The organism is Klebsiella sp. 64 (genome assembly GCF_018223915.1).
Classification (GTDB): domain Bacteria; phylum Pseudomonadota; class Gammaproteobacteria; order Enterobacterales; family Enterobacteriaceae; genus Klebsiella; species Klebsiella pneumoniae.
Genome location: NZ_JAGRQZ010000029.1, coordinates 20,966 through 31,893, shown reverse-complemented (window position 1 = coordinate 31,893; position 10,928 = coordinate 20,966). Strand labels below are relative to the sequence as shown.

The window sequence follows — 10,928 nt, the reverse complement described above, 5'->3', positions numbered from 1 at the left end:
GTCCAGGAATTTGTCCGCACTTCCCTCTGACCAAATAGACATGTCCGCGCTACAGTCTCACCACAGCGATCACTGCTTTTAAACTTTGTGTACCGCCAGGCCGGAAGCACCGAATGAATTCTCCTTAAGGACAATGGAAAGTTGCCGCTCCGGGGTTAGCTTAAACACGCGCCCCGTCGCCACATCAACAAACAGCAGGTTATTGTTCCGATCGAACACGATCCCTTCGAGCACGAGCGACGCCTGTGAAACGTTGAAGTACGGCTGGGCCTCCACGGTCTGAAGAGAACGCTCCCAGGGCGGTATGGGGACGGCACTGCATGTAAGCGCGTTATAATTTAGTCCATTCATGTGGTTTATCCCCGGCAATAATACAGAGGGAGACTTCACCTGCAGTCTCCCTGTGACAGCAGGTATTAACTTTTATCAAACTGACTTTCGGTAAACGGATCGGCGCGACCGCCCTGCAATGGGATTTTGGCAAGCGCCGCATCGATTTCGCGTAGCTCGCTGTCCGTCAACCGGACTTGCGGTGCGCCGCTGTTTTCTATCAGGTGCGGATATTGCGTCGTACCCGGGATTGGGACAATCCAGGGCCGCTGGGCCATTACCCAGGCCAGCGCGAACTGAACCGGAGTGGTGTTTTTGCGACGGGCCCACGACTGCGCAAATTCAAGCAGCACCATGTTTTTGGCCAGGGCATCGGGCTGGAAGCGTGGCAGGTTATGCCGCCGATCGGTGCTGTCGAACCGCTGGCTTGGATTGACTGCTCCGGCAAGGAAGCTGCGGGCAGTCGGGCAGTAAGGTACGAAACCGATACCCAGCTCTTCGAGCGTTGGAAATATCCGCGTCTCCGGTTCCCGCCACCACATGGCATACTCACTCTGCACCGCAGTCACAGGGAGTACCGCATGTGCGCGGCGAATTGTCCTGGCACTCGCTTCCGACAGCCCCCAGTGTTTCACTTTACCCTCCTGGATCAACGCCTTCACGGTTTCCGCCACATCCTCGATCGGCACATTCGGGTCGGGGCGATGCTGATAAAGAAGATCGATGTGGTCCGTTTTCAGACGCTTTAGCGAGCCTTCTACTGCGCGGCGGATATGGTCAGGATGGCTGTTAAGGGAAGTGGGCTTCCCCTCCTCCACGCCGAAGCCGAACTTGGTGGCAATCACCACACGATCGCGAACAGGGGCCAGTGCTTCCCCGACAAATTCTTCACTGAGATGGGGGCCGTAGACCTCGGCAGTATCAAAGAACGTGATACCTTGTTCGAAGGCTGCCCGGATAAGCGAAACCATGGCTTTACGATCGCGCGGACCTCCGCCGTAATAACCCACCATCGGCAGGCACCCGAGTCCCATGCCGGAAACCTCCAGCGAGCCGAGTTTACGCGTGGTTAAGGTTTCCTTCTGGACCGGAACAGCTTCCGAAGGGGCGTTAGGCGTGTCCTGACCAGCCGGTTTCGCCATCACGGCGCCGCTCCTGCCAAGGGTGGTTGCGGCCAACGCCAGACCGGCGCCGGCGATCAGAAAATTGCGCCGGTCCCGGGAAGCGGGTACGGCAGCAGAAGGCTGGTCATGCATCATCTTGCTCATAAACTGGAACTCCCTTTAACGCAGAAAGGATTCATTAATTTGGTCATTACCAGGCATAAGCCTGGGGCGCTTCTCCCCCGGGGCCGGGCCAGATTTCGTCGAGACAGCTCATGGTGTCGTCTGATAGCGTGACTGTCGTTGCGTGAAGCGCTTGCTGGAGTTGTTCGACCGTACGAGGCCCAATCAGTGGAGCGGTAACGACAGGATTCTGCAGGAGCCACGCCAGGGCCACATCGGAGGGGGTTTCGCCGAGGTCCTCACATAATCCCTCGTAGGCTTCCAGCTGCGGACGATACTGTTCGATTAGACGGGCAAACGCGGGCCTGGCACGGCGCCCGCTTGCCATCTTTTTCAGTACGCCGCCAAGCAGCCCTCCGGCAAGCGGGCTCCAGGGGATCAACCCCAGGCCAAAATGGCGGCATGCGGGAATGACCTCCAGCTCAATGGTGCGGGCTGTCAGATTATAAAGACTTTGCTCGGCGACCAGGCCCAGGAAATGACGGGCCGTGGCGACTGACTGCGCAGTCGCAATGTCCCAGCCCGCGAAATTGCTGCTACCGATATAAAGAACCTTTCCCTGCTGAACAAGCAGTTCCATGGCCTGCCAGATCTCTTCCCACGGCGTATGGCGATCGATGTGATGCATCTGATAGACGTCAATATGGTCGGTATTAAGCCGTCGCAAACTGTCCTCGCAGGCCTTGCGAATATGATACGCAGAAAGCCGGCGATCGTTCGGACCTGGCCCCATAGGCTGATAGACTTTTGTCGCCAGAACGATGCGTTCACGGCGGCCACCCTGCTGAAGCCAGCGACCAATAATTTCCTCGGACAGCCCCGAGCCTTGCTGGATATCGGGAGATTGTTCAGTGCCATACACGTCTGCTGTATCAATGAAATTGATACCCGCCTCAAGCGCCTCATCCAGAATGCGGGCGCTGGTCTTCTCGTCGGTGACGTCACCAAAATTCATGGTTCCGAGACAAAGGCGGCTGACTTTCAGGCCGGTGCGGCCAAGATGCGTATAGTTCATAAACGGCTCCGTTAGATGAGTGTTCCGCCCTGGCCTACCAGCCAGAGCGCATGATTTTCAAGAATAACGAAGCACAACGTGTACAGTGAGTGGACGTGCATGAATGGACTTGTGAAAAAAATTCAGCAACGGATTAGCCCTAATCGGTCTAAGGTGTATATCATTTCTTCATCAACGCATTCGGGTTTTAACGCCGCATAAGGAAAACTATTCTGTATGCAAATAAGCAGAGCTGATGTTGCCGATCTTATTTATTTCATGGCGATTGCACGTCATCGCAGCTTCAGCCGTGCGGCAATTGAACTAGGCGTCAGTGCATCAGCGCTGAGTCATGCCCTGAAGGGGCTGGAAACCCGGCTTGGGGTTCGCCTGCTTAATCGCACGACCAAGAGCGTCACCCCTACGGCAGCCGGCGAGGAACTGGTTCAGTCTGTTCTTCAGCCTTTCGACACCATAGAAGGCGCGCTTGAATCGCTTAACCGGTATCGCAATACCCCTACCGGACGTATCCGCATCAATGCAGCCGTTGAAGCGGCAAATCTTTTGCTTGCGCCGGTCATGCCCGCTTTTATGGATCGCTATCCCGATATTGAAATCGATATTGTGGCCAGCAACCGTATGGTTGACGTGACTGATGCGGGCTTCGATGCCGGCATCCGCTACGGTGGCACCGTCCCGGAGGACATGGTTGCCCGGCGTTTATCTGCCGATATTCGCTGGGTTATCGCGGCCTCCCCTGATTACCTGGAACGCTACGGAACGCCTGAACATCCGGATGATTTATTACACCATCGCTGCATCAGCAATCGTCTCGGTGACGATCGGGTTTATCGCTGGGAACTTGCGCGAGACGGCGAAACATACCAAATGACGGTGCCAGGCTCAGTGACGGTCAATCATGCCGAAACGGGTCTGGTGGCCGTATTGGGCGGGGCTGGCCTGATGTATTTTCCGGAGCCTCTTGTTGCACCCTATGTCAAGGATGGACGGCTCCGTCTGGTGCTTACGGAATGGTCCCCACTGGAGGAAGGTTTTCATATCTATTATTCAAGCCGCCGGCAATTGCCGACCGGGCTTCGCCTTCTGATTGAGTTCATACAGGAGGCCAGGCCGCTGGGGTTGTGAAATAGTGCCTCCATACTGAACGATGCGTTATCGGCTTTATCGCCCCGTCGCTTATTCAGAATGCTCAGTTGCAGGAAGCCGCAGGGAGTCTGCAAGGCGTGCTGTTTGCTAATAATGGATAAACAAGAGGTAACGCTGTGAAAAATTACAAAAAAACATGGTTTGTAGTTTATTTGAAGGCTAGCCCAGGTGACCCGCATCAATAAGCGCCATACGAAGATGTTTCTGAATGAAATCCGCTTTATAAATGCTGTATCGGTGGCTGTCATTTTCACATAATAACATCGCGCTTTTTTTCATTAAAGCGTACTGAATGGCTACGTCATTGTGTTTAATAAGGTAATCACGGAATGCCAGGTGTTTTATGATTTGAGCATCCCCGGTGGCAAACGCATGGATATGATGACTACGCTGATTTCCACCTTTTGTAAAGTACCTACGATTTAAAATGCCGTTTTCACCACGCACAGTATATCCTATACCCTCCATTGCCTGATTCAAACTGTCCAGTTCTTCAAGATTAGCAACTTCGATTAATATATCTATTACTGGCTTAGCTGATAATCCAGGCACCGAGGTGCTACCAATATGATGAATCCGGGATATCACTTTACCAAGCGTCATCTGCAACAGAGTACGTTCGTTCTCAAATAAAGCCGGCCACATCTCATCATAATCAACTACAGTCAATATTCGCATGTTCAACAGTCACACCTTTTAAGGAAATTTAAGCAGTCACAATAACATAAATCGCCTCTGCTGACTTGAAGGCATTTATAATCTGTATCTGTCCTCATAATTTTCAACCATCGTCTGACAAGATGCCCTAAACCCCTTTGTAGTGCTCTTTATTCAGACCATACTTCTTCATTCTGAGATAAAGTTTTTTACGCGGTATCAGCAGATACTCCGCCACCTCATTAATACGTCCCTGGTGGATATTCAGCGCTTCGGTGATGATCTGCCGTTCGACGTCCTCAACCCGCTGATCCAGCGGCGTCGGCTCGCCAATGTGCATCAGCGGATTAACCGTTTCTGCGAGTGGTAATACCCCTACTGCAAACAACTCGGCGGCGTTCGCCAGTTCGCGAACGTTATTTGGCCACACCCGGCGCATCATCCCCTTCAACAGACCAGCATCCACCTCCGGGACGGAATGATTCAGCCGTTGACAGGTTTTTTGCAAATAGTGATGAAACAGCGGCTCGATATCATCAGGTCGCTTTGACAGAGGCTGGCAGCCAATTTGCGTCATCGCAAAGCAGTAATAGAGTTCCGCCACTATCTGGCTGCTGGCGGCCAACTCCACCAGCGAAGCGCTACCGATACCAATCAGGCGAAAAGGCCGCTTCTCATGACTCTGCAGCTGTACCAGCTGATGCTGTTGCTCGTGAGTCAGATGCTCGGGGTGACTTAAGACCAGCGTCCCGCCCTGGGCCTGGGCGATCAGTTCATTAAGCGTATGGGCGTTAGCCGGAGTCAGCTCGCAGGCGTTAAACGGACCTTCAGCGTGCCGTCCTAACTGGTGCAGGTAACGCGCGCCGGTCATGCGGCCGGTTCCCGGCTCGCCGTAAAGCCATACCGCAATATCCGTTTCTGCCAGCTGCTGAAGGCGCTGGCGATACCGAACCGTCCATTGGCTGCGGCCAATAAGCTCAACCTGTAATTTTTGCTGACAATACTGGCGACGGGCGATAACCGATTGCCTCTGACGCAGCGCGGCGTCCACCAGCGTGAGCAGCTTGCCCGGATCGATCGGCTTTTGCAGGAAATCCCAGGCCCCTTTTTTCACCGCCTCCACCGCCATCGGCACATCGCCGTGACCGGTGATAAGCAGAATCGGCAGCAGATCGTCCTCCTGATGAAACAACGTCATTAAATCGATACCGGAGCAGCCGGGCATGCAGACATCGCTTAAAACAATGCCTGGCCAGTCTTTCGGAACCTGCTCCCGAGCATCAAACGGATTATTACAGGCACTGACATGATACCCCGCTTGCTCAAGCAGCTGCGTATAGGCATCCAGCACATCGGCATCATCGTCAATCAGCAGAATCGAACAGTTATTACTCAACATCTTTTACATCCGTCAAATTGAATTCCAGCACCACGCAGGCACTGCGTGTAAACGTCGACGCCAGGCGCAACGCCCCTTCCATTTGCGTCATCAGCGAAACACATATCGAAAGCCCTATTCCGAGCCCCACGGTTTTACTGGTAGTGAACGGCTTTAACAGCGAAGGGAGTAAGGCCGCAGGCCAGCCAGGGCCGTTATCGGCAATCAACACGCACAGCCTTCCGCCCTGGATTTGCCAACTCACGGTGATTTGCGCGGCGTGCGGGCAGGCGTCGAGGGCATTGGACAGCACGTTCACCAGCACCTGATGGACGCGCACTTCGTCCCCCTGGATCCAGACAGTGTCATCCGGTATCACCAGCGTCCCCTGCTGAGGCTTATGACGCATCGCCAGCAGTTCCCACGCCACGGTAAACGTCTGACGCAAATCGACCGGATGCAGCGGCGTTTCCAGTTCTGCGCGGCGGGTAAACTGGCGCAGGGAGCGGATAATCGCGTCAATGCGGTTGATCAGCCCTTCTGCTTTGCTTAACGTCGTCCGCGCCTGCTCCGCCTGTCCCTGTTCGATCGCCCTTCCCGCCGTAAAAAGATACATCGACAGCGCGTTCAGCGGCTGATTAATCTCATGCGCCAGGGTGGTCATCGTCTGCCCCACCACCGCCAGTTTAGCGGTCTGGATCAGCTCGTCCTGCGTGGCGCGCAGATCGGCCTCAATCGCTTTTCGCTCGCCAATCTCCTGTTCCAGCTGCTGTTTTTGCGCATTAAGCTGACCCAGGGTATGACGAAGCAAACCGGCAATACGTCCCAGCTCGTCGCGCCCGTAAACAGGAATGGTCGCCTCGGTCCGACCCAGACCAATCTGCACCACCGCCTGATTCAGCGCGGTAAAGCGTTTCACCAGCCGCGAGCGAATAAAATAATGGTTTAGCCCCCATGCCAGCAGCAGCGCCAGCAAGGTCGCCACCAGGATTAACCCGCCGCTGACCCGGACAATCTGCGCCATACGCTGATTAAACATCTGCATCTGCTGGTGACTGCTGCCAAGCTGGGCTTCCAGCAGCGTTCTGAAGCGCCCCAGCGTCGCTTCTCTGGACCGGCTGGCTTCCACGAGCGCTTTTTGCGCGCTAACATAGTCGCGCATGGTATCCGGCATATTATTTTTCACCATGCCAATTTCCAGCAGCTCATCTATCGTTTGTCGAAGGGTAATGGTGCTCGGCCAGTCATCCAGCGCACGGATATTTTCATCCGCCGTTTTTTTCAGGTTTTCAAGATAGCGGATATGCGTCTCCACCAGCATGCCGTCATCATTCCCGGATTTCAGTTCATTGAGCCTGTCGCGCAGGTCGTCAACGATCTGATTTTCAATACGAGCCAGGGTATAGACCTGCTGCTGTTCATTCTGCACTTCCCGGGCGCGTTTCAGATACTGCCTCGCATCCCCCTGTCGGGCTTCAATCTGATCGAGCAGCGTTCCCTGTTGCCAGGTAAAATCCTGCACCAGCGAATTCAGCTCGGTGGTGAAATCATCGTGCAGCCAGTCGATCCGCGCCGCAAGCTCTCCCACCTTTTCACGAACCAGAAACATGTTGTAGAGCACGCGATCCAGTTCCGCCAGCAGCGCGCGGCTGTCCTGCAATATCACCCCCAACTGCTGGCGTTCTGCCGGCGACAACCCCTGACTTAGCCGTTCTATTTTGTCCAGATGCTGGATAATCTGGTTGCGCAGCTGCAGTCGTACCGTGGTATTTGGCGCCAGCAGAAATTCATTGAGCTGATCGACCACCAGGTTGAGATTCCCTTCAATCAGAAAAGCCGCATGGATGCGCGGAAAATACTCATCCAGCGAATAGCGGATCTGCGAACTTTGTTCATGCCAGGAATAGAGGCTTACGCTGCTGACAATCAGCGTAAGCAGCGCCCCCGTCAGAAATGCCCCGCGCAGACTGCTACTGATACTGATTTGCCGCAGGCGTTGCAGCATGGACCTGTCCGTCATTTCAGTTCTTCCAGTTTAGTAATCGCCTGCCGCTGGTTGTTGAGAAACCAGAGCTGCCACTCCATCATCTGCTGTTCCGCAAAACTTTTGTTGTCGAACTGAGCCAGCCAGGCTTCATCCTCGCTGCTGGCCGGATCCACCGGGACACGGGTGAGCAGCGCCCGTATCTCGGGCAGCGGACGCTTAAGACGGGCCTCCGCGCTATGCAGCGCTCGCCAGGCGTCTTTGAGCTGAGCAAGACGAAAGCTAATCGCCGTATCAAACATCCGCTGAACCAAACGCTGACGTTTGAGGATCAATCGATAGTTTAATGGCGGTTGATTCATCAGCATTGCCTGCTGCGCCGCCCGTGGATTGCCTGGCGCCAGCGGTGTTACCGGATACTTCCCGGTATTAGCGTCGGCGAGGATCGTCTGGCCCTCCGGACTTAACAGATAGCGAATAAACCGCCGCGCTTCGCTGGCGTGCTGGCTGTTTTTAAGCACTGCGACATAGGTCGGCGAAACCGCCGACTGGGGGAAATAGGTAAAAGCCAGGTGCGGATCGTTCAGCAGCAGATTGGCGTAATTATCAATCACCGGACCAGCCACGCCCAGGCCGCTTTTAATCTTATCTGCCACCCCAAAGCTACGGGATGAAATGGTCACGAGGTTTCCCGCCGTCGTCAACAGCGTTTCCCATCCTTTAATCCAGCCTTTTTGTTGCAGCAGCGACTCCACCATCAGATGGTTGGTATCCGAACGCGACGGACTGCTCATCAGCAGCGCCCCCTGATAACGGGGATCGGTCAGGTCATCCCAGTCCGCTGGCGCAGGCAGATGCCGGGTCATCAGCGCTGAGCGATTCATCAGCAAACCGAACCCGGAGATCGCCACGGCCACGGAGGTGGAGCGAATGGATTCCGGCACCAGATGTTGGCTGACTGCCGGCGCACCGCTGAACGGCGCCAGTTTTTGATGCTCCTGAAGATGCTGCAGCAGCATCGGCGACGAAGTCAGGATCAGATCGACATTTTCGGCATTTGCCGTATCAAGCAACTGTTCCAGCGAGGCGCTGGTGCGGTTGAGCGTCCTTATCATCACCGACCCCGGCTCTTTCTGCCAGCGATCGATAATCCACACGGTGGCGCTGGGAGAAAATGTCGTCGCCATCACCAGCTCATTGCCTTGCGCCGCACAGGGTCTCAGCCATGCGGTCAGCAGCAGCAGCGCGAGCATTTTGCTCACTATCCCGACCCCACGAAGAAATATGTTTGTGATCCCGTTCATAAATATTGAAATACCGTAAAAACCGCGTTGAGACAAAACTTACCCGTTTATGACATCTGGTGAATTAATCGCCGCGAGCGGAAAAATAGTCAAACGGGCGTCCGGGAATATCGGGAAAGATTACCAGATAATGATTAGGCAATTTGTTAGTGTCCGCACAAGCCGGACATAAAACCAGCGCAAAATTAATTGCGCAAAATCTCGCTCATGCCAGATGGGTCAAAAACAACCCGTCCCTGCATTATTTTGAGTCAATTTTGACTCATTTCGACGATTTGAATTTTTTAGCCGCTTATTTCACCCTTCGGGGTAATTACTCCTGATGTTCATATCAATATAAATACAGGTGACGACATGTTATCATTATTAAAAAAAGGCCCGTCGGCGAATAAAGTTCCTGCTGAGAAAATTCAGGCAACCTATGGTCGATACCGTATGCAGGCGCTGCTAAGCGTATTTCTGGGATACCTGGCGTACTATATCGTGCGCAATAACTTCACCTTATCCACGCCCTATCTGAAAGAACAGTTAGACCTCAGCGCCACGCAGATCGGTTTGCTCAGCAGCTGTATGCTCATCGCCTACGGGATCAGTAAAGGCGTAATGAGCAGCCTCGCGGATAAAGCCAGCCCGAAAGTCTTTATGGCCTGTGGCCTGGTGCTGTGCGCCATCGTCAACGTCGGATTAGGATTCAGTACCGCATTCTGGGTCTTCGCTGCGCTGGTTGTCCTGAACGGCCTGTTTCAGGGTATGGGGGTCGGCCCCTCTTTTATTACTATTGCGAACTGGTTCCCGCGCCGTGAGCGTGGCCGCGTAGGGGCGTTCTGGAACATTTCCCATAACGTCGGCGGCGGAATTGTCGCCCCGATCGTCGGCGCCGCATTCGCCATTCTCGGCACCGAGCACTGGCAGAGCGCCAGCTACATTGTACCGGCCTGCGTGGCGGTGGTATTCGCCATTAGCGTACTGGTGCTGGGTAAGGGTTCGCCGCGCGAGGAAGGTCTGCCTTCGCTGGCAGAGATGATGCCGGAAGAGAAAGTGGTGCTGAAGACCAAACACGGCCAGAAAGCGCCGGAGAACATGAGCGCATTTCAGATCTTCTGTACCTACGTACTGCGTAACAAAAACGCCTGGTATGTCTCCTTTGTGGATGTGTTTGTCTATATGGTGCGTTTCGGCATGATCAGCTGGCTGCCAATTTACCTGCTGACGGTGAAACATTTTTCCAAAGAACAAATGAGCGTCGCATTCCTGTTTTTTGAGTGGGCGGCGATTCCGTCTACTCTGCTGGCCGGCTGGCTCTCCGACAAGCTGTTTAAAGGGCGCCGGATGCCGTTAGCCATAATCTGTATGACGCTAATCTTCATCTGTCTGATCGGCTACTGGAAAAGCGAATCGCTACTGATGGTCACGGTATTCGCGGCAATTGTGGGCTGCCTTATTTATGTCCCGCAGTTTCTGGCCTCGGTCCAGACCATGGAAATCGTCCCCAGCTTTGCCGTCGGTTCAGCCGTGGGTCTGCGCGGATTTATGAGCTATATCTTTGGCGCATCGTTAGGCACCAGCCTGTTCGGCGTAATGGTCGATAAAATGGGCTGGCACGGCGGGTTCTATCTGCTGATGGGCGGGATCGTCTGCTGCATACTCTTCTGCTACCTCTCTCATCGCGGCGCGCTGGAACTTGAGCAACAGCGTAAAATCAACGAGCAGGAAGAGGCCCGACTGGCACTGGCTGACGCACAGTAAGCGCCTGAACCCGGGGGAACAAAGAGCCAGCTTGCTGGCTCTTTTGCCGTTGATAGAGGAATAGATGTCCGCGGCGGCTTCC

At 54.4% G+C, this 10,928-nt stretch carries 8 protein-coding genes and 1 pseudogene; 2 read left to right on the top strand and 7 right to left on the bottom strand.

Annotated elements, in window-relative coordinates; genetic code table 11:
- Nucleotides 1–84 precede the first annotated feature (84 nt).
- From KHQ23_RS20075 to KHQ23_RS20065, 3 genes and pseudogenes are all read right to left on the bottom strand, one after another.
- A pseudogene (locus tag KHQ23_RS20075) lies at nt 85–351 on the bottom strand (SMP-30/gluconolactonase/LRE family protein); the annotation flags it as partial.
- Nucleotides 352–416: 65 nt separating this feature from the next.
- Nucleotides 417–1,598, bottom strand: coding sequence for an aldo/keto reductase (locus tag KHQ23_RS20070; protein WP_046181659.1), 1,182 nt, complete (start codon nt 1,596–1,598; stop codon nt 417–419).
- A 46-nt stretch (nt 1,599–1,644) separates the two neighbouring features.
- Complete coding sequence (locus KHQ23_RS20065) at nt 1,645–2,631, bottom strand: aldo/keto reductase (RefSeq protein ID WP_004179872.1); 987 nt, start codon at nt 2,629–2,631, stop codon at nt 1,645–1,647.
- 216 nt (nt 2,632–2,847) lie between these two features.
- Between KHQ23_RS20065 and KHQ23_RS20060 the strand changes: the two genes are divergently transcribed.
- Entirely contained in the window at nt 2,848–3,756 is a 909-nt protein-coding gene (locus KHQ23_RS20060; RefSeq protein WP_002904893.1) for a LysR family transcriptional regulator, read from the top strand.
- A gap of 180 nt (nt 3,757–3,936) precedes the next feature.
- Here the strand turns inward: KHQ23_RS20060 and KHQ23_RS20055 are convergent, their stop codons facing one another.
- From KHQ23_RS20055 to pgtC, 4 genes are all read right to left on the bottom strand, one after another.
- Nucleotides 3,937–4,455 (bottom strand): GrpB family protein, encoded by a 519-nt coding sequence (locus KHQ23_RS20055; protein WP_032446046.1) that lies wholly within the window; start codon nt 4,453–4,455, stop codon nt 3,937–3,939.
- Between the two features lie 127 nt (nt 4,456–4,582).
- Complete coding sequence (locus KHQ23_RS20050; protein ID WP_038989540.1) at nt 4,583–5,833, bottom strand: sigma-54 dependent transcriptional regulator; 1,251 nt, start codon at nt 5,831–5,833, stop codon at nt 4,583–4,585.
- Complete coding sequence (gene pgtB, locus KHQ23_RS20045) at nt 5,823–7,817, bottom strand: two-component system sensor histidine kinase PgtB (protein WP_004176164.1); 1,995 nt, start codon at nt 7,815–7,817, stop codon at nt 5,823–5,825. The genes KHQ23_RS20050 and pgtB overlap by 11 nt, the downstream gene beginning before the upstream one ends.
- Nucleotides 7,818–7,828: 11 nt before the next feature.
- Complete coding sequence (gene pgtC, locus KHQ23_RS20040; protein WP_047681482.1) at nt 7,829–9,049, bottom strand: phosphoglycerate transport regulator PgtC; 1,221 nt, start codon at nt 9,047–9,049, stop codon at nt 7,829–7,831.
- 405 nt (nt 9,050–9,454) lie between these two features.
- Here pgtC and pgtP point away from each other — a divergent pair, with 405 nt between their 5' ends.
- Entirely contained in the window at nt 9,455–10,846 is a 1,392-nt protein-coding gene (gene pgtP / locus KHQ23_RS20035) for a phosphoglycerate transporter PgtP (RefSeq protein WP_038989535.1), read from the top strand.
- Nucleotides 10,847–10,928: the final 82 nt, after the last annotated feature.

Coding starts and splice junctions, on each gene's coding strand:
- KHQ23_RS20070 (WP_046181659.1), bottom strand. CDS start 1,598: ATGAGCAAGATGATGCATGACCAGCCTTCTGCTGCCGTACCCGCTTCC.
- KHQ23_RS20065 (WP_004179872.1), bottom strand. CDS start 2,631: ATGAACTATACGCATCTTGGCCGCACCGGCCTGAAAGTCAGCCGCCTT.
- KHQ23_RS20060 (WP_002904893.1), top strand. CDS start 2,848: ATGCAAATAAGCAGAGCTGATGTTGCCGATCTTATTTATTTCATGGCG.
- KHQ23_RS20055 (WP_032446046.1), bottom strand. CDS start 4,455: ATGCGAATATTGACTGTAGTTGATTATGATGAGATGTGGCCGGCTTTA.
- KHQ23_RS20050 (WP_038989540.1), bottom strand. CDS start 5,833: ATGTTGAGTAATAACTGTTCGATTCTGCTGATTGACGATGATGCCGAT.
- pgtB (WP_004176164.1), bottom strand. CDS start 7,817: ATGCTGCAACGCCTGCGGCAAATCAGTATCAGTAGCAGTCTGCGCGGG.
- pgtC (WP_047681482.1), bottom strand. CDS start 9,049: ATGCTCGCGCTGCTGCTGCTGACCGCATGGCTGAGACCCTGTGCGGCG.
- pgtP (WP_038989535.1), top strand. CDS start 9,455: ATGTTATCATTATTAAAAAAAGGCCCGTCGGCGAATAAAGTTCCTGCT.